We start from the raw sequence: 23,741 nt of genomic DNA on the forward strand, positions 1-23,741 counted from the left end.
GCGCTCCTCCGGGTGATCGGGCGGGATGCCTCCTTTTGGGGGGTGCACGGCCCCCCACCCCTCGGCTGCCTCAGCCCCTCCGGCTGAACCACGGTGAGCACGTTCCCTCGACCGAGGCGACCACGGCTCACTGCGGAGACAGCCATGAACAGGACAGGACCGACCACCGGGCGTGGTCGCAGGGGACGGCACGGACCGGTGACCGCCCCCACGACCGGAGCCCTCCATCCCACGACCAGGACCCGCCGCGGCACGATGGCGGGCGGCCTCGCCGTCGTCACGGCCGCGGGCGTCCTCGCGACCCTCTCGGGCGTGGCGAGCGCCGGCACCCCGCCAGCCGGACCGGGCAACATCGAGGTGTTCCCCGACCGCGACATGATCGCCATCGAGGGCTACACAGCCCAGGCCGGCCAGACCGCGAACATCACCGTCCGGCGCGGCGGCCAGGTCGTCGGGACTGCCTCCGGCGAGGTCGACGCCACGGGCTTCCGGGAGTGGAACCACGACTCGGCCAGCTGCTTCACCGACGTCACGCCCGACCTGCAGGCCGGTGACGAGGTGTCGCTGTCGTTCAGCGCATCGCCCCTGGTGGACGGCATGCAGGTCAGCTCGGCAGAGATCACCGAGGTGGTCGCCAGCGAGCCGGCCGAGGGCAACGTCAACTCCGTCACCTACAACGGCACCTACGGCAGCGATGTCAGCCTCGACCGCTTCGCCGTCGAGGTCGTCAACCCGACCATGCGCGACGAGGGCGCCATCGGCGAGCGGGCCATCGGCTGGAGCCCGAACGAGGTCCCGGACGAGGCGCCCACCGGCTACACGGTCTCGGGTACCGCGGAGAACGGCGTGTTCTCCGTGACCTTCGCCGACATGTCCGCGTCGGACCAGCAGCTGGTGTACGAGGGCCAGGCCGTGGCCCTGAGCTGGATGGCCGACGCCACCACGGTCGAGCAGCAGCTCGGCCTGACCCTGGCCGAGTACGGACTGGCCAGCGGCGGCGCTCCCGGCTGCCCCGCCGGCCCGGACGGCGCGCGGCCGCCCGTCAGCGAGTACTCCGCCGTCTGGAACGCCGACGGGACCTCCGCCACGGTCACCTGGGCGGCGGCCACCCCGGTCGCGGGCGGCGACGCGGTGACCGGCTACAGCGTCACCGCCATCGACGAGACCACCAAGCGCCAGGAGGGCTACCGGGTGGGCGCGGATGCCACCCAGGTCGTCGTGGACGGTCTGACGAGCGGCTCGTTGTACTCCATCGAGGTCCGCTCGATGGTCGGCAGCGACATGGGGGCTCCGTTCGCCCTCGCCGGGACGATCACGCCGCCCGGTGAGGACGGCGCGCCGGACACCACCGACCCCGTGCTGACCACCGATCCGGTGCTTACCGGGACCACCGCGGTGGTCGCGCCCAACCGGACCCTGACCCTCTCCGCCGACGAGGGCACGATCTACTACACCGTCGACGGCTCCGCGGTCACCACGGAGCCTGAGGGCAACGTGCCATCGACCACCGCGGTGCTCTACACGCAGCCGATTTCGATCACGGCCGACAACACTCCCGTCGCCATCGCGGTGATCGACGCCGCGGGGAACGCCACGCACGCCTCCGGCGTCGTGTCCCCCCAGCCGGTCGCCACGGCGGCCACGCCGACCGGACTGGCGATCACCAGCACCGGTGGCGCCGGGCCGGATCCGGCCGCGCCGCAGGGCCGGGTCAGCCTCGGGTGGAATCCCGTGCCAGACGCGGTGTCCTACCGGGTCCGGGTGTTCTTGCGCACCGACCCGACGGCCACGGCGGCAGCCACGGTCACGTTGATGCCCGAGCACGACACCATCGTCACCGGCACCACGGCGGACGTCACCGGCCTGGCCAAGAGCGCGGACGGCGAGCGGTACCAGTTCCGGGTGCAGTCCCGGACGGGGGCCACGACGCCGTACAGCACCTTGGCGGCGCCGGTCAGCCACCGGGTCGTGGGTGACGACATCGCCATCGGGCTGGCGCAGTTCCGGACCGGCGACGAGTTCCGGATCGACGGCTCGGGCACCGTGCCCGGGGCGACGATCACGGTGCACCGCACCAACACCGCGGGCACCGGGCCGGCCCTCAACCCGATCGCCGGGTACCCGACCGGTGTCGTCGGTCCGATCGAGGCTCCGGAGGCCTCCGGAGCCTGGGCCATCACCGTCGACCCGGCTCCCACGACCGCACCCACCGAGATCTGGGTGAAGTCGAGTGAGGGTGGGGTCTCCGGACCCTTCCCGGTCGAGGTGCGCTGACCGCTCCACCAACCGAGGGCCCGTCACCAGCCGGTGGCGGGCCCTCGGCCTGTGTGGACCCCGGCTCCAGGTGCGCCACATCGGGCTCTGCCGACGCCTGCACACCCCGATCCGCCGCACCTCGCGCCGCCAGCACGGGCCGGTCGGGCCCCCTTCTTCCGGGAGACGGGGGCCTGGAAGTCCGCGCAGGGCGCTTCTTCCGGGAAGTCGGGCTCCGGGCGGAAGGGCTGGAGACGGCGACAGGGGCGGCCCCGCCGAAGCGGGACCGCCCCTGCTGGTGAGGCCATGGAACGGCCTCGTCCAGAGGCTCACCCCGAGCGTGCGAGGGGTGAGGAGGACGAGGTCCTCTTAGAAGTCCATGCCGCCCATGCCATCGCTGTTCGGCATGGCCGGAGCGTTCTTCTCCGGCTTGTCGGCGATGACGGCCTCGGTGGTGAGGAAGAGCGCCGCGATGGAGGCGGCGTTCTGCAGCGCCGAGCGGGTCACCTTGGCGGGGTCGATGATCCCGGCGGCGACCAGGTCCACGTACTCGCCGGTGGCGGCGTTGAGGCCCCAGCCGGTCTCCGAGTTGCGGACCTTCTCCGCGACGACGCCACCCTCGAGGCCGGCGTTGATCGCGATCTGCTTCAGCGGCGCCTCGAGCGCGACGCGCACGATGTTGGCACCGGTCGCCTCGTCACCCTCGAGCTCGAGCTTGTCGAACGCGACGGCCGTGGCCTGCGCGAGGGCGACGCCACCACCGGCGACGATGCCCTCCTCGACGGCGGCCTTGGCGTTGCGCACCGCGTCCTCGATGCGGTGCTTGCGCTCCTTGAGCTCGACCTCGGTCGCGGCGCCGGCCTTGATGACGGCGACGCCACCGGCCAGCTTGGCCAGGCGCTCCTGCAGCTTCTCCCGGTCGTAGTCGGAGTCCGACCGCTCGATCTCGCTGCGGATCTGGTTGACCCGGCCGGCGATCTGGTCGGTGTCCCCGGCACCCTCGACGATCGTCGTCTCGTCCTTGGTGACGACGACCTTGCGGGCGCGGCCCAGCAGCTCGAGGCCGGCGGTGTCGAGCTTGAGGCCGACCTCCTCGCTGATGACCTGGCCACCGGTGAGGATGGCGATGTCGCCGAGCATGGCCTTGCGGCGGTCACCGAAGCCCGGGGCCTTGACGGCGACGGACTTGAAGGTGCCACGGATCTTGTTCACGACCAGGGTCGCGAGGGCCTCGCCCTCGACGTCCTCGGAGATGATGGCCAGCGGCTTGCCCGACTGCATGACCTTCTCCAGCAGCGGGAGCAGGTCCTTGACCGAGCTGATCTTCGAGTTGACGACGAGCACGTACGGGTCGTCGAGGACGGCCTCCATGCGCTCGGCGTCGGTGACGAAGTAGGGGGAGATGTAGCCCTTGTCGAAGCGCATGCCCTCGGTGAGCTCGAGCTCGAGGCCGAAGGTGTTGCTCTCCTCGACGGTGATGACACCTTCCTTGCCGACCTTGTCCATCGCCTCGGCGATGAGCTCACCGATGGCGGGGTCGGCGGCGGAGATCGACGCGGTCGCGGCGATCTGCTCCTTGGTCTCGACGTCCTTGGCGGTGGCGAGGAGGTACTCGCTGACCGAGGCGACGGCGGCCTCGATGCCCTTCTTCAGGGCCATCGGGTTGGCGCCGGCGGCGACGTTGCGCAGACCCTCGCGGACGAGCGCCTGGGCCAGCACGGTGGCGGTGGTGGTGCCGTCACCCGCGACGTCGTCGGTCTTCTTGGCGACCTCCTTGACGAGCTCGGCCCCGATCTTCTCCCAGGGGTCCTCGAGCTCGATCTCCTTGGCGATGCTCACACCATCGTTGGTGATGGTGGGCGCGCCCCACTTCTTCTCCAGGACGACGTTCCGGCCACGGGGGCCGAGCGTCACCTTGACGGCGTCGGCGAGGGTGTTCATCCCTCGCTCGAGGCCGCGGCGTGCCTCTTCGTTGAACGCGATCATCTTGGCCATGTGGTGATGTCCTCCGAGCGTGGATCGCTGCACGGCCGGTTGGTGCCCGCGACGGACGACACCAGTGGCGTGGACGCTCCTTCGGTCCACCGACCGGTGCCTCACCGTTCCGACCTGATTGGCACTCAAAGGGTACGAGTGCCAGAACCGAGTCTGGCACTCGACCCCGGCGGGTGCAAGGACGGACGGAGGCCCGGCCCCCTCGAGGGGGACCGGGCCTCCGGTGCTGTGGGTGTCTCAGGCGCTGCGGACGGCGTCGGCCTGCGGACCCTTCGAGCCCTGGACGACCTCGAACTCGACGCGCTGCCCCTCGTCGAGGCTCTTGTACCCGTCCATCTGGATGGCCGAGTAGTGGACGAAGACGTCCTGGCCGCCGTCGACGGCGATGAAGCCGAAGCCCTTCTCGGCGTTGAACCACTTCACGGTGCCCTGTGCCACGTGTGCTCCCACGTTTCGTGCGTGCGGACGGCCCCTCTGGATCGGGGGACCGGGCCTAGCTCTTCCGCCCGCATATCACGAACATGGAACTGGAACCGCGCGAGAAGGTACATCAGCACCCACCGGGTGCACGTGGTTCTCCGCCGCTGTGTTGCCGGATCGGGCGACGCGGATCAGCCGATGAGGCCGGCGGCCCGCACCGACTTCAACGACGGCTCCACCCGGTGGGTAGGGCCGACGACCGGCTCGAGCGGGTCGAGGGTCTTGAGCCCCTCGCCGGTGTTGAGGACGACGGTCTCCTTGGCCGGGTCGAGCTGCCCGCCCTCGACGAGCTTGCGCAGGACCGCGACGGTCACGCCGCCGGCGGTCTCGGCGAAGACGCCGGTGGTGCGGGCGAGGTCTCGGATGCCCTGCACGATCTCGTCGTCACCGACGCGGGCCACCGCACCCCCGGTGCGCCGGATGGCGTCCAGGGCGTAGGGGCCGTCGGCGGGGTTGCCGATGTTCAGGGATTTGGCGATCCCGGTCGGCTTCACCGGCTTGACGACGTCCCACCCGTTGTCGAACGCGGTGGCGATCGGGTCGCACCCGGCCGACTGGGCGCCGAAGATCGTCCACTCGGAGGCCTCGACGATGCCGGCCGCGGTCAGCTCGCGGAAGGCCTTGTCGACCTTGGTCAGCAGCGAGCCGGACGCCATGGGGATGACGACCTGGGCGGGGATGCGCCAGCCGAGCTGCTCGGCGATCTCGTAGCCCATCGTCTTGGAGCCCTCGGCGTAGTAGGGCCGGACGTTCTGGTTGACGAACGCGGTGTCCTCGAACTCGTCCGTCTCGCCGAGCTCGCTGGTCAGCCGGTTGACGTCGTCGTAGGAGCCGTCGACGGCGACCAGCGTCTGGCCGTAGACCGCGGACTGGACCACCTTGCCGGGCTCGAGGTCGCTCGGGATGAAGACGAACGACGGCAGGCCGACGCGGGCGGCGTGCGCGGCCACCGAGTTGGCCAGGTTGCCGGTGGAGGCGGCGGCGATCTTCGTGTAGCCCAGCCCCTTGGCGGCGGTCGCGGCCAGGCTGACCACGCGGTCCTTGAAGGAGTGGGTGGGGTTGGCGGAGTCGTCCTTCACCCAGAGGCCGCCGGTGAGCCCGAGCTCGGCGGCGAGCCGGTCGGCGCGGACCAGCGGGGTCATGCCGGGGTCGAGCGTGACCCGGTCGGCCGGGTGCTGGCCCACCGGGAGCAGGGCCACGTAGCGCCAGATGTTCTGCGGCCCGGCCTCGATCTGCTCGCGGGTGACGGCCTTCATCAGCTCGGGGTCGTAGTCGACCTCCAGCGGGCCGAAGCACTCGGCGCAGGCGTGCTGGGCGATGAGGCCGAACGTGGCGCCGCAGTTGCGGCAGACCAGCCCGCGGGCCGGACAGGGCGGCACCGGGCCGCCTGCGCTGGAGTCGGCCTGGGCGGAACCGGGAGCGGTGAGGGTCATGCGACGACTACCTCCTCATCTTCCCCGCTGCGGGCCGTCGAGCCGCGCGGGACGGAATTGGCACCTCCCGCCCGTCGCGCGGAGCGCTGCAGGCGGCGGTTGCCGGGGCTTCATCGGGCCGTGTCCCTCTGCCCCTCTGGATGAGTGAACGGCGTGGACTCTACCTCCCACCCCTGGTGCAGAACCGGAGCGGCTCCGGCGCACGGACCCCGTGGCGGACGGCGCCCGACGGCCGGACAGGATGGCCTGGTGAGCGCGCGCGTCGTCTACACCGACCTCGACGGCACGATGGTGGGGCCGCGGGGCTCCTTCTGGCACACGGAGGGGCGGGAGCTGACCGACGGGCCGGCCGGCGCGCTGCTCGAGCTGCACCGCGCCGGGGTGGCGTTGGTGCTGGTCAGCGGCCGCACCTACGAGCAGGTGGTGGAGGCCGCGCGCATCTTCGCGGCCGACGGCGCGATCGCCGAACTGGGCGCCACCATCGGCTGGGGCTCGGGCCGGAACACGCACCGGCTCCGCGGCGCGCTGCCCCCGCAGTACGGCGACCGGACGCCGATGGAGGTCATGGCCGAGCTCGGGATCGTCGAGGACCTGTTCGCCGAGCACCCCGGCCGGATCGAGTGGCACGCGCCGTGGCACGCCACCCACGCCGCGGACGCGCTCCTGCGCGGCCGGCTGGACCCGCTCGCCGTCGACGCCTGGCTGGCCGAGCGGGGGGCGGGCTGGCTGACGCTCAAGGACAACGGCGCGATCCAGCGGGCCTCCTGGATGGGGCTGGATGCCGACGCCGGGCCCCCGCGGGTCTACCACCTGATGCCGCGCGGCATCTCCAAGGGCGCGGCGATCGCCTGGGACCTGGAGCGGCGCGGCCTCTCCCCCGCCGACGCCGTGGCCATCGGGGACAGCGTCAGCGACCTGGAGATGGCGCCCGCGGTGGGCCGGTTGTGGATCACCGCGAACGGCGCCGCCGCCGACGGCATGGCAGACGCGCTGGCCGCCGTCCCGAACGCCTCGGTCACCGCAGCCGCGATGGGCGAGGGCTGGGCCCAGGCCGTGCGGCAGAGCCTGTGACGCCTCGTCGTGCCGAGTGGGCCCCGGAGGGGTCCCCGCAGGCGCGACGCAGCGGCTCCACGCCGGCCGGGACGGCACCTGGCCGCGGTGCCGCCCGGCAGGGCGACAGCTACGACGTGACGTCGCGGCGGGCGAAGTGCCGGAAGCCCAGTGCGGTGAAGACGGCGATGTAGACCAGCGACTGGATGACGCCGCGGAACAGGTCGCCGTCGTCGACCGGCGTCTGCAGCAGGTCGGTCCAGGCGAACTCCTCCGCCGTCGGGAACCAGTCGCGGATCGAGCCCAGCTGCTCCACCTGGTCGAGGATCGCGAAGACGACCATGGTGAACACCGCGCCGCCGACCGCGGCCAGCGGCGCGTCGGTGATGGTGGAGAACCAGAACGCCAGCGCGCCCACGACGAGCAGGTGGACGGCGAGGTAGCCGAGCATCCCGGCCAGCCGGAGCATGCCCTCGCCCTGGTCGATCCCCACGCCGACGGGCGTCGTGATGTCGCCGAAGCCGAAGGCGATGCCCCCGGCGACCACCGCCACCGCCGCGAGCGTGAGCAGCGCGGCGACGGACTGCACCAGCGCGGCCAGCCACTTCTGCCGGAGCAGCCGCATCCGCGGGACCGGGGTGGCCAGCGCGTACCGCAGCGACCCCCACTGCGCCTCCACGGCCACGGTGTCACCGAAGAAGAGCGCGTAGACCACGACGAGGAAGAAGCCCGTGGTCGCGAACAGCACGAACAGGGTGAAGTTCAGGCCGCTCGCCGTCGCGACGTCCACCAGGTTGATCCGGGTGTTCTCCGCCGCCTCCTCGCTGGCGCCCAGCTGCAGCGCGGCGATGAGCACCAGCGGCAGCGCGACCATCAGCGCGAAGACGCCGAGGGTGCGCCGCCGCTTGAACTGCCGGCGCAGCTCGACCGACAACCGCAGCGTGCGCTCGGGCCGGTAGCCGGCGACCGCGCCGGTCGGCTGCACGTGCTGTGTCATGGCTCGACTCCGGCCTCGATCCGCTCCTCGGTCGCTGGTGCTCCCCGCGATGCCCGCTCGACCGTCGTCCTCGCGGGTGCCCGTCGTCATGACTCCCCCACCAGCGCCAGGAAGGCGTCCTCGAGCCGGCGTCGCGGCGTGAACTGCTCGACGGCGACCCCCGCGGCCACCAGCGCCTGCAGCACGTCGGCGCGCCGAGCGCCCTCGAGCTCGGCCACGAGGCCCTCGTCCGTGCGCCCGGCGGTCACCCCGGGCAGCGACGAGAGGACGGCGACCGCCCGGTCGGTGTCGGCCTCGTCGGCCAGGCCGACCAGCACCGAGCCGCCGGTACCGACGATCTCCTCCACGGTGCCCTGCGTGATCTTCTGCCCCTTCGCCATGACGACGACGTGGCTGCAGGTCTGCTCGATCTCGCTGAGCAGGTGGCTGGAGACGATCACCGTGCGGCCGGTGGCGGCGTAGGAGCGCAGCACCTCGCGCATGGCGTGGATCTGCGGCGGGTCCAGCCCGTTGGTCGGCTCGTCGAGGACCAGCAGGTCGGGCAGCCCGAGCATCGCCTGGGCGATCGCGACCCGCTGGCGCATGCCCTGGCTGTACCGGCGCACCGGCCGGTCGATGGCGGCGCCCAGCCCCGCGATCTCGATGGCCTCCGCCATGTGCGCGTCCTCGGCCGGACGTCCGGTGGCGGCCCAGTAGAGGGTGAGGTTGTCGCGGCCGGAGAGGTGCGGCTGCAGGCCGGTGCCCTCCACGAACGAACCGAGCCGGGAGAGCACGGGGGCGCCGGGGCCGGCGGCGTGCCCGAAGATGCTGATCCGCCCCTCGGTGGGCTTGATGAGGCCCATCAGCATGCGCAACGACGTGGTCTTGCCGGCGCCGTTGGGCCCGAGCAGGCCGAGCACCTGGCCGCGCCGCACCTCGAACGAGAGGTCACGGACGGCGACGAAGCCGTCCTTGTAGGCCTTGGTCACGCCGGTGAACCGCAGCGGGACGTCCTCGCCGTCCGGCTCGACCTGGGAGATCTGCCGGCGCCGGCGGGCGCCCCACCAACGGGCGGCGAGCCAGCCGAGCAGGCCCAGGCCCGCGAGGACGGCGAGCAGCACCCACCAGCGGGAGGAGCCGGTCGTGGCCTCGCTGCGGCCGTCCACCTCGGGAGCGGCCAGCGTCGCCTCGCCCGCGGCGACGCCGTTGGGGGCGACGTCGGAGGCGAGCCCGACGGTGTAGACCGCCGCCTCGTCGGGGAGCGCGAAGGCCTGGTCGGTGGAGGAGACCAGCACGCGCATGGTGTGGCCGGTCTCGAACCGGTGAACGATGCCCGGGAGCGTGACGCTCACCCGCGTCGGCGCGGTGGGGTCGGTGGAGATCCCGGTGAGCGAGAGGGGGGCCACCAGCCCGCCCGGCAGGGTCGTCGCGCCGTCCGGGCCGACGTCGTAGAGCTTGGCGAACAGGGTGGCGCTGCCGCTGGGCGAGGCGACCGCGAGGTCGACCGTCGAGGCGCCGACGACCTCCACCGGGGCCTCCAGCGGGGCGCTGTCGAAGGCGGCGTACTGGCCGGGGATCTCCGCGGTCGTGCCGCCCAGCGCGGAGGTCAGCGCCCCCAGCCCCGGCACGGTGGTGAGCGCGGCGGGCGTGCCGCCGGCCGGGGTGACGACCGGCTGCACGGGGCCGGAGACGGTCACCGCGCGGCGGGTGGCCGGCTCCGCGCCGTCGAGGCCGGGGTAGGCCGCCGCCGCGACGGTCTGGCCGCCGCCCTGCACCCGGCCGACGGTGGCGCCGAGCCCGGTCGGTGCCGGGTACTGGAAGCCCGTGCCGGGGTCCTCGCCCTCCCCCCGCAGGTGCCAGTCGAACCAGCCGGCGACCTGGTCGCGGAGCTCCTGCGCCTGCCGGTCGGACGAGGAGGCGTCGTGGCCGCCGGCGAACCAGACCACCTTGACCGGCGTCCCGTCCGCGGCGATCCCGCGCGCGTTGGCGTCGGCCTGGCCGACCCCGAAGAGCGAGTCCTGGGTGCCCTGGACGAGCAGCGTCGGCACGTCGATGCGGTCGAGCACCCCGGCCGGGCTGCTGCGGTCGAGGACCGCGGCGACCTCCGGCGTGAGCGTGCCCGTGGCGGCGGCCGTCTGGTAGGCCTCGCAGACCTCGATGCGGAAGCGGCCGCAGGTGAGCAGCAGCTCGGCGGCCGCTGGGTCCTGCGCCGCCTGCGCGAGGAGCTCGTCGGGCAGCCGGGCGGGCAGCGCGGCGCCGCCCGCACCGCCGCCACCACCGCCGAGTGCGTCGAGGAGGCCACCGGAGGACGAGCCGATGCCGAAGAACAGCCCGGACCACAGCCGCTTGTAGACGCCCGACCCCTCGGTCTGCGGGACCGCGGCGACCGTGTCGGCCTCCAGCTCGCCGGTCTGCGAGGGGAAGAGCGAGGTGGTCAGCGAGTGCCAGGTGATCTGCGGCGCGATGGCGTCGACCCGCTCGTCGTAGGCGGCGCCGAGCAGGGCCAGCGCGCCGCCGTAGGAGCCACCGGCGACGCCCACCCGCGGGTCGCCGTCGGCGTCGAGCCGGACGTCGTCGCGCTCGGCGAGCAGGTCGAGCAGCGTGGAGAGGTCGGCGATCTCGTAACGGGGGTCGTTGAGCCCGATCCGCCCGGTGCTCTCCCCGAAGCCGCGCGCGGAGTAGGTGAGGACGACGTAGCCGCGCTCGGCGAGGTCGGCGGCGTCGTCGGCGACCGACCGCTTGCTGCCGCCGAAGCCGTGTGCCAGCACCACCGCGGGGGCGGGCTCGTCGGTGTCGGGCAGGTACAGAGTCGTGTCGAGCTCGACGGCGTCCTCGCCGGAGCCCGACGGCACCCGGGCCTCCTCGGTCCGCAGCTCGGCGGCGCCCGCCGGGGGCGCGAGCACGAGCAGACCGGTGGGCAGGGCGAGGGCGAGCAGGGCGGCGGCCACGGCGCCCGCACCGGGGCGCGGGCGGCGACGCACGGGCCCTCGGAGGGGACGCACGCTGCCCCCAACGGCCGAGGGGCGGCGCGTGTTCCGGCCGAGCCGGTTCAGGGCTGCCAGTTGCCGGTGGCCACGATGACCAGCCCGGGCGCCGGGGCGTCGGTCACCTCGAAGAAGCGCGGCGCGGGGCCGGTGAGCTCGGGGAACTGGTCGATCAGCTGCAGCGCCGCCTGGCGCTGCTGCTCGTCGCCCTCGGTGAAGAAGACGGTGGTCGCCGAGACGTCGGTGCCCTCGTAGGCGCCCACCCCCGGCGACTCCCAGCCGCCGGCCGCCACGGCGCCGGAGATCTTCGCGGCCAGGCCGGTGACGTTGGTGGCGTTGAGGACGGTCACGGGGACGCGCACGGGGGTGGTGATCGCCGGCTCCACGACCACGGGCTCCTCCGGCAGCGGCGGCAGGGCCGCGGTGGGGACGGCGACGGTGGGGACGCTGGCCGGAGCCGGGACGGCGGCCGAGGCCTCCTGCTTCTCCGGGGCGGTGACCGTGTAGACGCCGAGGACCGCGCCGGCCACCACGGCCATCGCGACCAGGCCCATGAGCACGCGGCGCGGCTTGCGCTCCGGCTCGTCGTCGAAGATGACCTCGGGGGTGCCGTTGCGCTTCGCCGCCTTGCGGCGGGCGGCGTCGGCGGCCTGCCGCTCGGCGCGGTAGGCGGCGCGCCCGCCCTTGACCGCGGCGCCCGGCGCGATGCCGGCCGCCTCGAGGTCCTGGTCGTCGTAGCCCGGCTCGTCGTGGGTGAGGCCGTCGTGGGTGAGGCCGTCGTGGGCGAGGCCGTCGTCGAGGTCGTCGTCGAGGCCAGCCGCCTCGGCGCGGCGGGCACCGGCGCCCCGCTCCGGGATCGCCGTGGTGGCCGGCGCCTGCAGCACCTCGGGCGCGACCCGGGAACGGCCCGTCTCGTCGGTGCGCGAGGGCTTGGTCCAGTCACCGTAGGAGGACGCCGGCGCACCCGAGGGGGTGGTCTGCCGCGGCACGCGTGGGACGAGCGGCGCCGGGGTGCTGCGTCCCACGCCGCGGGCGGGGCCGGTGGAGGCCAGGGGCTCGTCGTCCACGAGCACCCCCGCGCGGGCCGGGAGGATGGGCTTCGCCGGCAGCGGGACTGCCTGGACAGCCGCCTCGGCGACCGGCCGCGCGAGGGCGTCGGCGGGGCGGGACGGGGCGGGGACCTCGGCGGCGAGAGCCGGTGAGGGCACCGCGCGGAACGGTGCGGCGCTCGTCTGCGGCGCGATGACGGGAGCGGGGGCAGGGACGGCACCCGCGCGCGGGCCGACCGGCACGGGTGGCAGGGGCAGCCGGGAGCGGGAGACCTGGCCGGGGCCGTCGACGGGCGCATCCACCGGGACGTCGCGCCGGAGAGCGGCGCGGTCGCGCCCGGGCGCGGTGGGGTGGTCGCTCAGGCCGACGCCCGGGAAGGCGCCGTCCGGGGCGTCGGTCCTGCGCCGCCCAGCGGGCGCAGACGCGTTCCCCTGAACCAGTCCGTCACTGCCTGACGCGGCGTGCCTGCCCACGGTGACCAAATCTAATCCATGTCATTCCCCTTGCCCAGGACCTGCACGGAACGGGTCCGCTGACGCGCCGTCCGCAACCGGCGCAGCCGGCGGACCACCAGCGGGTCGGCCGCGAGCGCCTCGGGACGGTCGACCAGGGCGTTGAGGGCCTGGTAGTACCGGGTGGGTGTCGTGCCGAACAGGTCGCGGATCGCCGTCTCCTTGGCGCCCGCGCGCCGCCACCACTGGCGCTCGAAACCGAGCATGTCGTGCTCGCGCCGTGAGAGGCCTGCGGCTCCGGCCTGCACGGATCCCTCCCCTGACCCGTCGACCCGGGGCGGGGAGACCACGGGGGCTGGGTCGCTGTTCATGGTCGGACCATCTCCTGAGCTGCTCCGCCGACCGGGTGCTCCCGGCGGCTCGGGCACGACGGTAGCGCCGCCCACCGACGATTCCGGCGACCGCGCCGTGGCGACTCCGGCGGCCGGTTCAGGGGGTCGCGACCACCGCGTCACGGGCCGCCCTGCGGGCCCCGGCCCGGGCGTGTCGGAGCGTGTCGGCGGTGAAGACCGCCAGCGCCACCCAGACGATCACGAAACCGGCCAGCCGGGCCGGCGGCATGGGCTCGTCGTAGACGAAGACGCCGATCGCGAGCTGCATCAGCGGCGTCAGGTACTGCAGCAGGCCCACGGTCGACAGGGGGATCCGCCGGGCGGCCGCGGCGAACAGCAGCAGCGGCACCGCCGTCGCCACCCCGGCGCTGGCCAGCAGCAGGGCGTGCCCGGCACCCGCGTTCGCGAACGTGCCCGAGCCCCCGCCGTGGAGGACGGCGAGGACGACGCCGGCCGGGACGGCGACCAGCGCCGTCTCCAGGAACAGGCCCGGCGCCGCCTCGACCCGGACGAGCTTCTTCATCAGGCCGTACAGGCCGAACGAGAGCGCCAGGCCGAGGGCGATCCACGGCGGGCGCCCGTAGTCGACGGTCAACACCGCGACGGCGACCGCGGCGATGCCGACGGCGACCCACTGCAGGGGGCGCAGCCGCTCGGTGAACACCGCCACGCCCAGGACCACGCTGACCAGCGGGTTGATGAAGTAGCCGAGCGAGGTCTCCACGACCTGCCCGGAGTTGACCCCGTAGACGTAGATCAGCCAGTTCGTGGCGATCAGCACCGCGGCACCGGCGAGGACGAGCACCGTGCGGGGGCTGGTGACCGCGGCCCGCACGTGGCCCCAGCGGCGGACGACGGTGAGCAGCAGCCCGACGAACAGCAGCGACCAGAGCACCCGGTGGGCGACGATCTCCAGGCCGCCGGCGGGCTCGAGCAGCGGGAAGTAGAGCGGGAAGACGCCCCAGAGCGCGTAGGCGCCGAGCCCGGAGACCACTCCCAGGCGACGCTCGTCCACGGCGGCACCGTACGCCCGGGCCGGAGACCGGCCGCAGGCGACCGGATCGGCCTACCGTCAGGGTGTGAGCACTCGGCGCCCGGGCCCCCTGCAATGGGTCTGGTACGCGTACGGCGGGGGGTTGCCCCGCGAGCTGGCGCCGTGGGTGCTGGCCGACACCACGCGCAACACCTGGGTCTGGCGCCACCTGGCCCGGGCGGTCGTGCAGCTGCTGCCCCTCGTCGTCGCGTGCCTGCTCCTCGTCCCCGTCCCGCTGGCCTACCGCGTCTCCGCCGCCGCCGGCGGCCTGCTGCTCGGCCTGCTCTTCTCGCTGGCCTACATGGTGGAGACGATCGAGCACCGCGTGGCCAAGGCCGGGTACCCGCCGGGGACGGCGGCGCAGCTGCGGGCCGAGCGCGCCGAGCGGGCGCGGGTGGAGCGGCTCTCCCCCTACCGGCGCGACGGCGCGGGGAGCTTCGACTGAGCCGACGAGGGGACTCGAACCCCTAACCGCCCGATTACAAGTCGGGTGCGCTACCAGTTGCGCCACGCCGGCGAGACGCGGGGACAGGTCCCGGACCCGAGTCTAGGGACAACGCCGGGACGGCTCCCGCGTCGTCCTACCCGGCTCGGACGGACGCCGGTCAGGCGGCCTCGGTCTCCGCGCTGGGGTCCGCCCGCGGCGGGGTGCCGCGCACGAAGCCCGTGGGGTCGACGCTGCCCAGGGGCTCGGCGGCGAGCCAGCGGGCGAACCCGGCCGGGTCGCGGCGCTCCAGCTCGTCGAGCACCTGCTCCCGGCGGGCCACCAGCCGCTGTCGCGCCGCCGGGGCCAGCGGCCGCTTCAGCTCCGCGCCGGTGCGCCGCCACTCCTCCCCCAGCGCCGCCGTCGACGCGCCCGCCACCACGGCCGTGGGCTGCCAGCCGCCGGCGACCGGGCCCGGCGACGGCGCCGGGCGGGCCGCGGCCTCGCGGCGGTCGCGCGCCCAGCGGAGGGCGGCCCAGCCGGCGGCTCCCACGCCGACGAGCAGCAGCGCCAGCGCCCCACCGGCGAGGACCGCCGTCCCGCTGACCACCAGCAGCACCGCGATGGTGACGGCCGCCGCCTGCGCGGCCGCTTCGAGCACCGACCGGTGCGCGGGCCCGGGCGCCTCGCGCGCCACCCCGGCGGCGACGCACCCCGCGAGGGCGCCGGACACGCAGACGGCGACCAGCCCGGGCCCCCGGAGCGCGATGCCGCCCACGACCGCCACGACGGCGGCGCAGGCCAGACCCAGGCCGATCAGGAACCGGAAGAGAGGACCACGGACGGGCACGGAGAGCTCCACGAGGCCGACGGGACGGGCGAGGCGGGCCGCGGGCGGGGACCCCGGCTCAGGAACCGCCACTACCCGCCTGCTGCCGCCGCTGCACACGGTGTCTCGGAACTGTCACCCACCACCCCGGGCCGCGGAGGCGACCGGGCAGGATCGGCGCCGTGGGGTCCTCGGTGGTCGACGTCGACCTCCGCCTCGGGATCGTCCTCGTCACGCTGACCGCGCTGGCCGCCGCGAGCGGGCGGCTGTCGGGCCTGGGTGAGGGCCGGTCCGTGCTCGTGGCGGCGGCCCGCGCCACCGTGCAGCTGGCCGTCGTCTCCGCCGTCCTGCTGGTCGTCGTCGGTTCGCTGTGGCTCTCCACCGCCTTCGTCCTGCTCATGGTGTCGGTGGCGACCGCCACCGCGGCCGGGCGGGCCACCGGCCGTCCGCTGCGCTCGCCGGGCGCCGTCCCGCGCCTGGCCGCATCCGCCGTCCCCGTGGTCGGCGGCGCCGCCCCCGTGGTCGCCCTCGTGCTCGCCAGCGGCACGGTGCCGCTGCGCGGGGAGGCGCTGATCCCCATCGCCGGCATCCTCATCGGCGGTGCCATGACGGCCACCTCGCTGGCGGGCCGGCGGCTGCGCGAGGAGCTCGGGCAGCGGCGCGGCGAGGTGGAGGCGGCGCTCGCCATCGGCCTGCTCCCCCGGGACGCGGTGCTGCTCGTCGGCCGCCCGGTGGCCGGCACCGCGCTGGTCCCCCCGCTGGACCAGACCCGCACCGTCGGGCTGGTCACCCTGCCCGGCGCCTTCGTCGGCGTGCTGCTCGGCGGCGGCAGCCCGCTGGAGGCCGGCGCGGCGCAGCTGCTGGTGCTCGTCGGCCTGCTCGCCACCGAGGTGCTGGCCGTCTGGGCCGTCACGGAGCTGGTCGCCCGGGGCAGGCTGCTGCCCGTCCCCCGCTGATCGCGGCGCCCAGGAAGCTCACAGGCACCCTCCAGCGTTGAGCCAGAGGCCGAGCCGACAGTGGGTGGCGATGCAGCGGCCGCACGGCTGCGAGGAGAGGATCGACACGTGAGCGAGCACCAGTACCCCGGCGCCGGCCAGCAGTACGGCTGGCAGCCGCCCCTGTCGGCGCCGCACCAGGCGACGACGCCGCAGCCGGTGACGGTCCCCGGCTACCCCGGGTACGGCGGGCTGCCCGCGCCGACGGTCGAGCAGCCCGCCTCCCGGCGCGCGAGCCGGCTGCGCATCGGCCTGGCCGGTCTCGTCGCGGGCGCGCTCATCGGCGGTGGCGCCGGTGCGGGCGTGGTGACCCTGCTCGACGAGCCGGCCGCCGGCAGCGGCACGCCGGCCTCCGCCCAGAGCGTCACCATCGAGAACCCGGAGCGGGCGACCACCGCCACGGCCGCCGCGGCCAAGGCGGCACCCAGCGTCGTCACCGTCTACGTGAGCAGCGGGTCCGGCGCGGGCAGCGGCTCGGGCGTCGTCCTGACCTCCGACGGCTACGTCCTCACCAACAACCACGTCGTCGCCGAGGGCGCGAGGGGCAGCGGCGCGGTCCAGGTGCGCACCGCCGACGGCACCCTCTACGACGCCGCAGTCGTGGGCACCGATCCCGAGTCCGACCTGGCCGTGCTGCGCCTGGACGGCGCGGAGGACCTGGTCGCGGCCACGTTCGCCGACTCGGACGAGGTGCAGATCGGCGACGTCGCCGTCGCCATCGGCGCCCCGCTGGGCCTGTCGAACACCGTCACCGACGGGATCATCAGCGCGACCGGCCGCGCGGTGGCCACCGGCTCCACCGAGGGCGACGCCACGGTCCTGGACGCGATCCAGACCGACGCGGCGATCAACCCGGGCAACTCCGGTGGCGCGCTCGTCGACGGCGCCGGCGAGGTGATCGGCATCAACACCGCGATCGCCACCGTCGCGTCGGGCGTACCTGGCGGGCAGGCGCAGAGCGGCAACATCGGTGTCGGCTTCGCCATCCCGGGCAACACCGCCCAGCGGATCGCGCAGGAGATCATCCAGACCGGCAGCGCCACCCGCGCGTTCCTGGGGGTGACCGCGACGGTCGCCGCCGACGACCAGAACCGCGAGGTCGGCACCGGCGCCGAGGTCATCACCGTGGAGCCCGGCAGCGCCGCCGAGGAGGCCGGGCTGCGCACCGGCGACGTCGTCACCGCCGTCGGCCAGCGGCCGGTGACCACCTCCACGGAGCTGACCGCCGCGATCCGCAGCAAGGCCCCCGGCGAGACCGTGGAGCTCACGGTCCGCCGCGGCTCGGCCGACGTCACCGTCGAGGTCACCCTGGGCGAGACGAGCTAGACACCCCGGAGGCCACCCGCCCCAGCTCCCTAGGCTGGGCCGGGTGGCCGCTCCCCCGCTGACCGCCCCCCTGGCCGGGACGCTCGACGACCCGGCCCGGGCCCGCGACCTGACCCGCATGAAGCGGCTGGCGACCGGGCTGTTCCTGCTCGCCGCCGCGGTCTTCCTGGTCTGCGTGCTGCTGGGCGAGGAGACCGGCGCATGGGTCGGCTACGTGCGCGCGACGGCGGAGGCCTCGATGGTCGGCGCGCTCGCGGACTGGTTCGCCGTCACCGCGCTCTTCCGGCACCCCCTGCGGCTGCCGATCCCGCACACCGCGATCATCCCGCGCAAGAAGGACCAGATCGGTGAGAGCCTGGGCGCCTTCGTGCAGGAGAACTTCCTGACCCGCGCCGTCGTCGCGGAGAAGCTCGCCACCATCGACGTCCCCGGCCGACTGGGCACGTTCCTCGCCGCCCCCGGCCGCGCCGAGCGCCTGGGTGGCGACGCCGCCACCGCGCTCACCGGCCTCACCCACCTGCTCAAGGACGACGACGTGCAGCCCGCCGTCGCCGCGCTGGTGGACCGCAAGCTGCACGAGACGCCGGCGGCGCCCGCTCTGGCCCGGGTGCTCGAGCTCGTGGTGGACGGCGACCGGCACCAGGAGGTGCTGTCGGCGGCGCTGCGGCTCACCGCCCGCTTCCTCGACGAGAACCGGCTGGTGCTCCGGGCGCAGCTGGGCGACGCCTCCCCCGCCTGGGTGCCGGACTGGGTGGACGACCGCGTGTTCGACCGCGCCTTCGCCGGCGTGCACCAGTTCCTCGCCGAGGTGGCCGCCGATCAGCGGCACGAGCTGCGCCGCGCCTACGACGCGCGGCTGCGCCTGTACGTGCACGAGCTGCGCACCGACCCCGCCGCCGCCGAGCGCGTGGAGGAGTTCAAGCACGAGGTGCTGGCCCACCCCGCGGTGCGCGACTGGTCCGGTTCCCTCTGGACGACGGCGAAGGACGCGCTGCTGTCCGCCGCGGGCGACCCGACGTCGCCGCTGCGCGCCCGCGTGACGGCGCTGATCCTCGACGGCGCGCGGATGCTGCAGACCGACCCGACCGTGCGCGAGCTCGTGCAGCGGCACAGCGGCCAGGTGGCGGGCTACCTCGCCGAGCGCTTCTCCGGCGACCTCGCCGACCTGGTCAGCACCACCGTCGCCCGCTGGGACACCGACGAGACCAGCCGGCGGATCGAGCTGCAGGTGGGCCGGGACCTGCAGTGGATCCGGGTGAACGGCACCGTCGTCGGCGGCCTGGCCGGCCTGGTGATCTACACGGTGGCGCAGCTGCTCGGCTGACCCGCGCTTAGGACCCCCACCCGGCGCTCCGTCCTCACCGCTGGATGTAGTCCACCAGCTGCTGGCGCTCCGCCTCCAGCTCGTCCAGCCGCGCCTTGACGACGTCGCCGATCGAGACGATCCCGACCAGCGCCCCGTCGGCGACGACGGGGACGTGCCGGACCCGGTGCTCGGTCATCGTCCGCGCGAGACCGTCCACGGTGGCGTCGGGCGAGCAGACGTGCACCTGGGTCGTCATCACGCTCTCCACGGCCTGCGCCAGCAGCTCGCTCCCCCGGTCGTGGAGCCCCCGCGCGACGTCCCGCTCGGAGATGATGCCGTCGATCCGGCGACCGTCGGAGGAGACGACGAGCGCACCGATCCCCTGCTCCGCCAGCAGCGCGAGGGCGGACCGGATGCTCGCGGACCCGTCGATGGTGGCGACCTCGGAGCCCTTGCGCCGGAGCAGTTGGCTGATGCGCACGCTGTCCTCCTCGGGCCGGTGCCGGGAGTGTGCTCCTGCCTCCTCGCTGGTGCAACGGTGTCCGGACCGCCCGGCGCGAGCCGGGGAGCTACCTGGCCACGCCCGAGCTCCGGACCATGGCGGCCTGGTACAGCGCGATGCCGGCCGCGACGCTGACGTTGAGCGACTCGGTGTCGCGCGAGATCGGGATGCGGACGACGACGTCGCACTTCTCCCGCACCAGCCGCGAGAGCCCGGTGCCCTCCGCGCCCACGACCAGGGCGACCGGGTCGGCGAAGCCGTCGTACCGGTGCAGGTCGACGTCGCCGTCACCGGCCAGCCCGACGGTCTGCAGCCCGGCGTCCTGGTAGGCGGCGAGCGCCCGCGGCAGGTTGACCGCGCGGGCGACGCGCAGCCGGGCCGCCGCGCCGGCGCTGGTGCGCCAGGCCGAGGCCGTCATCCCGACCGCGCGGCGCTGCGGCACGACGACGCCGTGGGCGTCGAATGCGGCCGCGGACCGGACGACGGCGCCGAGGTTGCGCGGGTCGGTGACGCCGTCCATCGCCACGACGAGCGGCGCCCGGCCGGAGTCGCGGGCGAGGTCGAGCAGGTCGTCGGGGTGCGCGTAGTCGTACGGCGGCACCTGGAGGCCGATGCCCTGGTGCAGGGCGCCCTGCGACATGCGGTCGAACTCGGCCCTGCCCACCTCGAGGAGCGGCAGCCCGCGGTCGGCCGCGAGCGCGAGCGCCTCGGTGATCCGTTCATCGGTCCCGCCGCGCGTGGTGTCCCCGGTGACCACGTACAGCGCCGTCGCCGGGATCTGCGCGCGGAGCGCCTCGACGACGGGGTTCCGCCCGAGCAGCAGCTCCGGGGTCTCCTCGGCGCGCTGGCGGGCGCGGGCGCGGTCGGCCCGCTGCCGCGCCTCGGCCTGGGCACGCCGCTGGGCAGGGTGCCCGGTGCGCATCTCGGCGGGCGGGGTGGCGCCGCGGCCGGCGAGCGACCGACGGTTCTTGCCGCCGGTCCCCGCGGTCGCCGTCTTCTTGCCCGCACCGGTCGTGCGGCCGCGGCGCTGGCTGTTGCCGGCCATCAGTGGGTCAGCTCCCATCGGGGTCCCTGCGGGGTGTCCTCGACCTGCACGCCGAGGGCGGCGAGCTGGTCGCGGATCGCGTCCGCGGCGGTGAAGTCCTTGCGGGCGCGGGCAGCCTGCCGCTGCTCCAGCGCCAGTGCCACGAGGCCGTCGGTGGCCTGCGCCAGCCGGTCGTCGGAGCCGCCGGCCCACTGCGGGTCCAGCGGGTCGAGCCCGAGCACCCCCAGCATGGCGCGCACCGAGCCCAGCGCGCCGGCGACCGCCTGCTCGTTCCCGGCAGCCAGGGCGGTGTTCCCCTCGCGCACCATGTCGTGGATCGCGGCGACCGCCGCCGGGGTGCCGAGGTCGTCGTCGAGCGCGTTGCTGAAGTCGGCGCAGAGCACCGGCGCCCCGGCGTCCGCGCCGACCCGCTCCGCCGCCCGCTTCACGAAGGACTCGATCCGGCGGTAGGCCTGCCCGGCCTCTTCCAGCGCGGCGTCGGTGAACTCGATCATCGAGCGGTAGTGCGGCGCGACCAGGTAGTAGCGCAGCTCGACCGGCCGCACCCGCCGGACGACCTCGTCGACCAGCGCCGTGTTGCCCAGCGACTTGCTCATCTTCTCGCCGCCGAGGGTGACCCAGCCGTTGTGCAGCCAGTACTGCGCGAAGCCGTCGCCGGCGGCCCGGGACTGCGCCTGCTCGTTCTCGTGGTGCGGGAAGCGCAGGTCCAGGCCGCCGCCGTGGATGTCGAACTCGGCGCCGAGGTACTTCCCGGCCATCGCCGAGCACTCCAGGTGCCAGCCCGGCCGGCCGCGCCCCCACGGGGTCGGCCACGAGGCCGTCGCCGGCTCCGCGGGCTTGGCGGCCTTCCACAGCGCGAAGTCGCGGGGGTCGCGCTTGCGCTCGTCGCTGTCGGTGTCGGCGGCGGGTTCGAGCGCGTCGAGCCGCTGACCGGTGAGCGCCCCGTACCCCGGGAAGGAGCGGACGTCGAAGTAGACGTCGCCGTCGACGGCGTAGGCGTGCCCGCGCTCGATCAGCCGCTGCATGAGCTCGACCATCTCGGGGACGTGCCCGGTGGCGCGCGGCTCGTAGGTGGGCGGCAGGACACCGAGGACGTCGTAGGCGCGGGTGCTGGCCCGCTCGTTGTCGAACGCCCACGCCCACCAGGGGACGCCGTGCTCGTCGGCCTTGGCGAGGATCTTGTCGTCGATGTCGGTGACGTTGCGGACGTAGGTCACCTCGAGGCCGCGCGCGATCAGCCAGCGCCGGAGGACGTCGAAGGAGACCGCCGCCCGGACGTGCCCGACGTGCGGCGGGCCCTGCACGGTGAGACCGCAGACGTAGACCGACGCGTGACCGGCACGCAGGGGCGTGAAGTCGCGGACCGCGCGGGCGGCCGTGTCGTACAGGCGGAGGCTCACCGCGCGAAGTTTACGTAGCGCGGCGTGGACACCGACGGGAGTCTACGGACTGTCCGCGGGCCCCTCCGCCTGCGGCGAGGCCGCCTCCTCCGTGCGGATCACCAGCGCGGTCGCGACCGCGGCCCGGCCTTCTCCCCGGCCGGTCAGCCCGAGACCGTCGGTGGTGGTGGCCGCCACGCTCACCGGGGCGCCGAGCGCGGCCGAGAGCGCGGCCTCGGCCTCCGCCCGGCGGGGACCCAGCTTCGGGGTGTTCGCGACGAGTTGCACCGATGCGTTGCCGATCTCCCAGCCGAGGCCGGTGACCACCTCGCGCACGTACTCGAGGACGGCGATGCCCGCGGCCCCGGCCCAGCGCGGGTCGTCGGTGCCCAGCAGGCCCCCGATGTCACCGAGCCCGGCGGCGGACAGCACGGCGTCGGTGAGCGCGTGGGCGACCACGTCGCCGTCCGAGTGCCCGGCGCAGCCGTAGGTGTCGGGCCAGTCCAGGCCGGCCAGCCGGCACGGCCGGCCCGCGACGACCGGGTGGACGTCGGTGCCGATGCCGACGCGTGGCAGCAAGGTCACGGGCGCACCTCGCTCGCGGCCAGGCCCACGCTCAGCTCGGCGAGCGCGAGGTCGTGCGGGACGGTGATCTTCGCGGCGCGCTCGTCGCCGGGGACGGTGTGCACCGGCACGCCCGCGGCCCGGACGACGGCGGCGTCGTCGGTGAGCTCGGCCGCGTCGTCGAGGGCGGCGTAGGCGGCGACCAGGGTGACGCGGTCGAACCCCTGCGGCGTCTGCACCCGGCGCAGCGGGGCGCGGGGCACCGCCTGGGCGACCACGCCGTCGTCGCCCACCAGGACGGTGGTGTCGACGACGGGCAGCACGGGGACGACGGCGAGCGCACCCCCGGCGAGGGCGTCGAGCACCCGGGCGACGGCGTCCGGCGGGGTGAGCGGCCGGGCGGCGTCGTGCACGAGGACGACGTCGGCGCCCGCCCCCGCGGCGGCGAGCCCGGCGCGGACCGACGCCGTGCGGGTGGCTCCCCCGTCGACGAGCCGGACCGCCGGGGGCAGCGCGGCGGCGAAGGTGGCGCGCTCGGCGGGAGGCACGGTGACGACGACCTCGTCCACGCCCCCGGCGAGCAGCCCGTCGACCGCCCAGGCGACCAGGGGCCGCCCGGCCAGCGGGACCAGCGCCTTCGGCAGCGCCTGCCCGTCCCGTTCGGCGCCCAGACGCGAACCGCTCCCGGCCGCTGCGACGATGGCGACAGCGTGCACGGGAGCGGTTCGGTGGGATCTGCGGAAGCGCGGAGCGCTCAGCTGGCGAGGACCTCGTCGAGCAGGATCTCGGCCTTGTCCTCGTTGGTGCCCTCGGCGAGCGCGAGCTCGCTGACCAGGATCTGACGAGCCTTGGAGAGCATCCGCTTCTCGCCGGCCGAGAGGCCACGGTCCTTGTCTCGGCGCCACAGGTCGCGGACGACCTCGGCCACCTTGTTGACGTCGCCGGAGGCCAGCTTCTCGAGGTTGGCCTTGTAGCGGCGCGACCAGTTCGTCGGCTCCTCGGTGTGCGGGGCGCGCAGCACCTCGAACACCCGGTTGAGCCCCTCCTGACCGACGACGTCGCGGACGCCGACGATCTCTGCGTTGTCGGCCGGCACACGCACGGTGAGGTCGCCCTGGGCGACCTTCAGCACGAGGTAGGCCTTCTCTTCACCCTTGATCGTGCGCTTCTCGATCGCCTCGATGAGCGCGGCACCGTGGTGCGGGTAGACGACGGTCTCGCCGACAGTGAAGCCCATGTGGATGTGACCCCTTTCGCTCCCCCAAGGTTAGCA

General features: G+C 74.6%; 21 protein-coding genes, 1 tRNA gene and 1 riboswitch. Of the genes, 6 read left to right on the forward strand and 16 right to left on the reverse strand.

The features are described from left to right. Positions 1-198 precede the first annotated feature (198 nt). Positions 199-2,274, forward strand: a complete 2,076-nt coding sequence (locus ACI79P_RS02825; RefSeq protein ID WP_456579523.1) for a fibronectin type III domain-containing protein — start codon at positions 199-201, stop codon at positions 2,272-2,274. 348 nt (positions 2,275-2,622) lie between these two features. On the opposite strand, the gene groL is transcribed toward ACI79P_RS02825, so the two are convergent. The 3 genes from groL to thrC all read right to left on the reverse strand — a co-directional run bounded on the left by groL (position 2,623) and on the right by thrC (position 6,161). Further along, on the reverse strand, positions 2,623-4,248 hold the full coding sequence (gene groL / locus ACI79P_RS02830) for a chaperonin GroEL (RefSeq protein WP_456579524.1): 1,626 nt from the start codon (positions 4,246-4,248) through the stop codon (positions 2,623-2,625). A 237-nt stretch (positions 4,249-4,485) separates the two neighbouring features. Further along, positions 4,486-4,686, reverse strand: a complete 201-nt coding sequence (locus ACI79P_RS02835) for a cold-shock protein (protein WP_089306482.1) — start codon at positions 4,684-4,686, stop codon at positions 4,486-4,488. A gap of 173 nt (positions 4,687-4,859) precedes the next feature. Then, positions 4,860-6,161 carry a threonine synthase gene (gene thrC, locus ACI79P_RS02840; protein ID WP_456579525.1) on the reverse strand — a complete coding sequence of 434 codons (1,302 nt, stop codon included), beginning with the start codon at positions 6,159-6,161 and terminating at the stop codon, positions 4,860-4,862. A gap of 12 nt (positions 6,162-6,173) precedes the next feature. Beyond that, a riboswitch (SAM riboswitch) is annotated at positions 6,174-6,308 on the reverse strand. Between the two features lie 102 nt (positions 6,309-6,410). Between thrC and ACI79P_RS02845 the strand changes: the two genes are divergently transcribed. Next, positions 6,411-7,232, forward strand: coding sequence for an HAD family hydrolase (locus ACI79P_RS02845; RefSeq protein ID WP_456579526.1), 822 nt, complete (start codon positions 6,411-6,413; stop codon positions 7,230-7,232). 109 nt (positions 7,233-7,341) lie between these two features. On the opposite strand, the gene ACI79P_RS02850 is transcribed toward ACI79P_RS02845, so the two are convergent. The 5 genes from ACI79P_RS02850 to rarD form a co-directional block, all read right to left on the reverse strand. Continuing rightward, entirely contained in the window at positions 7,342-8,208 is an 867-nt protein-coding gene (locus tag ACI79P_RS02850) for an ABC transporter permease (RefSeq protein ID WP_456579527.1), read from the reverse strand. A gap of 86 nt (positions 8,209-8,294) precedes the next feature. Then, a complete protein-coding gene (locus tag ACI79P_RS02855) occupies positions 8,295-11,135 on the reverse strand; it encodes an alpha/beta fold hydrolase (RefSeq protein ID WP_456579528.1) in 2,841 nt (946 codons plus the stop codon). Between the two features lie 101 nt (positions 11,136-11,236). Next, the gene (locus tag ACI79P_RS02860; protein WP_456579529.1) at positions 11,237-12,379 is read right to left on the reverse strand and encodes a LytR C-terminal domain-containing protein; all 1,143 of its coding nucleotides are present in this window, start codon (positions 12,377-12,379) and stop codon (positions 11,237-11,239) included. Between the two features lie 326 nt (positions 12,380-12,705). Further along, on the reverse strand, positions 12,706-12,981 hold the full coding sequence (locus ACI79P_RS02865) for a DUF3263 domain-containing protein (protein ID WP_456579530.1): 276 nt from the start codon (positions 12,979-12,981) through the stop codon (positions 12,706-12,708). A gap of 181 nt (positions 12,982-13,162) precedes the next feature. Next, the gene (gene rarD / locus ACI79P_RS02870) at positions 13,163-14,080 is read right to left on the reverse strand and encodes an EamA family transporter RarD (RefSeq protein ID WP_456579531.1); all 918 of its coding nucleotides are present in this window, start codon (positions 14,078-14,080) and stop codon (positions 13,163-13,165) included. Positions 14,081-14,144: 64 nt separating this feature from the next. Here rarD and ACI79P_RS02875 point away from each other — a divergent pair, with 64 nt between their 5' ends. Further along, entirely contained in the window at positions 14,145-14,543 is a 399-nt protein-coding gene (locus ACI79P_RS02875) for a DUF5313 family protein (RefSeq protein WP_456579532.1), read from the forward strand. Here ACI79P_RS02875 and ACI79P_RS02880 read toward each other — a convergent pair. Beyond that, positions 14,543-14,615, reverse strand: a tRNA-Thr gene (locus ACI79P_RS02880). The genes ACI79P_RS02875 and ACI79P_RS02880 overlap by 1 nt on opposite strands. Before the next feature lie 88 nt (positions 14,616-14,703). Further along, positions 14,704-15,384 (reverse strand): hypothetical protein, encoded by a 681-nt coding sequence (locus tag ACI79P_RS02885; RefSeq protein WP_456579533.1) that lies wholly within the window; start codon positions 15,382-15,384, stop codon positions 14,704-14,706. 149 nt (positions 15,385-15,533) lie between these two features. On the opposite strand from ACI79P_RS02885, the gene ACI79P_RS02890 reads away from it, so the two are divergent. The 3 genes from ACI79P_RS02890 (at position 15,534) to ACI79P_RS02900 (ending at position 18,996) form a co-directional block, all read left to right on the forward strand. Beyond that, positions 15,534-16,307, forward strand: coding sequence for an ABC transporter permease (locus ACI79P_RS02890; protein WP_456579534.1), 774 nt, complete (start codon positions 15,534-15,536; stop codon positions 16,305-16,307). A 108-nt stretch (positions 16,308-16,415) separates the two neighbouring features. Continuing rightward, entirely contained in the window at positions 16,416-17,672 is a 1,257-nt protein-coding gene (locus tag ACI79P_RS02895) for a S1C family serine protease (protein ID WP_456579535.1), read from the forward strand. A gap of 43 nt (positions 17,673-17,715) precedes the next feature. Continuing rightward, positions 17,716-18,996, forward strand: coding sequence for a DUF445 domain-containing protein (locus ACI79P_RS02900; RefSeq protein WP_456579536.1), 1,281 nt, complete (start codon positions 17,716-17,718; stop codon positions 18,994-18,996). A gap of 34 nt (positions 18,997-19,030) precedes the next feature. Here ACI79P_RS02900 and ACI79P_RS02905 read toward each other — a convergent pair whose 3' ends face one another. From ACI79P_RS02905 to ACI79P_RS02930, 6 genes are all read right to left on the reverse strand, one after another. Continuing rightward, positions 19,031-19,459: a CBS domain-containing protein gene (locus ACI79P_RS02905; protein ID WP_456579537.1), complete on the reverse strand. Its 429-nt coding sequence runs from the start codon at positions 19,457-19,459 to the stop codon at positions 19,031-19,033. 88 nt (positions 19,460-19,547) lie between these two features. Continuing rightward, complete coding sequence (gene rlmB / locus ACI79P_RS02910; protein ID WP_456579538.1) at positions 19,548-20,525, reverse strand: 23S rRNA (guanosine(2251)-2'-O)-methyltransferase RlmB; 978 nt, start codon at positions 20,523-20,525, stop codon at positions 19,548-19,550. Further along, positions 20,525-21,925 (reverse strand): cysteine--tRNA ligase, encoded by a 1,401-nt coding sequence (gene cysS, locus ACI79P_RS02915; RefSeq protein ID WP_456579539.1) that lies wholly within the window; start codon positions 21,923-21,925, stop codon positions 20,525-20,527. Before cysS ends, rlmB begins: the two co-directional genes overlap by 1 nt. 42 nt (positions 21,926-21,967) lie before the next feature. Then, positions 21,968-22,489, reverse strand: a complete 522-nt coding sequence (gene ispF / locus ACI79P_RS02920; protein ID WP_456579540.1) for a 2-C-methyl-D-erythritol 2,4-cyclodiphosphate synthase — start codon at positions 22,487-22,489, stop codon at positions 21,968-21,970. Continuing rightward, a complete protein-coding gene (ispD, locus tag ACI79P_RS02925) occupies positions 22,486-23,184 on the reverse strand; it encodes a 2-C-methyl-D-erythritol 4-phosphate cytidylyltransferase (protein WP_456579541.1) in 699 nt (232 codons plus the stop codon). The genes ispF and ispD overlap by 4 nt, the downstream gene beginning before the upstream one ends. Positions 23,185-23,222: 38 nt before the next feature. Then, positions 23,223-23,705 (reverse strand): CarD family transcriptional regulator, encoded by a 483-nt coding sequence (locus tag ACI79P_RS02930; RefSeq protein WP_306001742.1) that lies wholly within the window; start codon positions 23,703-23,705, stop codon positions 23,223-23,225. Between the last annotated feature and the right edge of the window lie 36 nt (positions 23,706-23,741).

It is taken from the genome of Blastococcus sp. SYSU DS0510, assembly GCF_054050835.1.

What these genes read in the sequence shown, in the direction of transcription:
- groL (WP_456579524.1), bottom strand. Translation starts at nt 4,248, where the DNA reads ATGGCCAAGATGATCGCGTTCAACGAAGAGGCACGCCGCGGCCTCGAG.
- thrC (WP_456579525.1), bottom strand. Translation starts at nt 6,161, where the DNA reads ATGACCCTCACCGCTCCCGGTTCCGCCCAGGCCGACTCCAGCGCAGGC.
- ACI79P_RS02850 (WP_456579527.1), bottom strand. Translation starts at nt 8,208, where the DNA reads ATGACACAGCACGTGCAGCCGACCGGCGCGGTCGCCGGCTACCGGCCC.
- rlmB (WP_456579538.1), bottom strand. Translation starts at nt 20,525, where the DNA reads ATGGCCGGCAACAGCCAGCGCCGCGGCCGCACGACCGGTGCGGGCAAG.
- ACI79P_RS02930 (WP_306001742.1), bottom strand. Translation starts at nt 23,705, where the DNA reads ATGGGCTTCACTGTCGGCGAGACCGTCGTCTACCCGCACCACGGTGCC.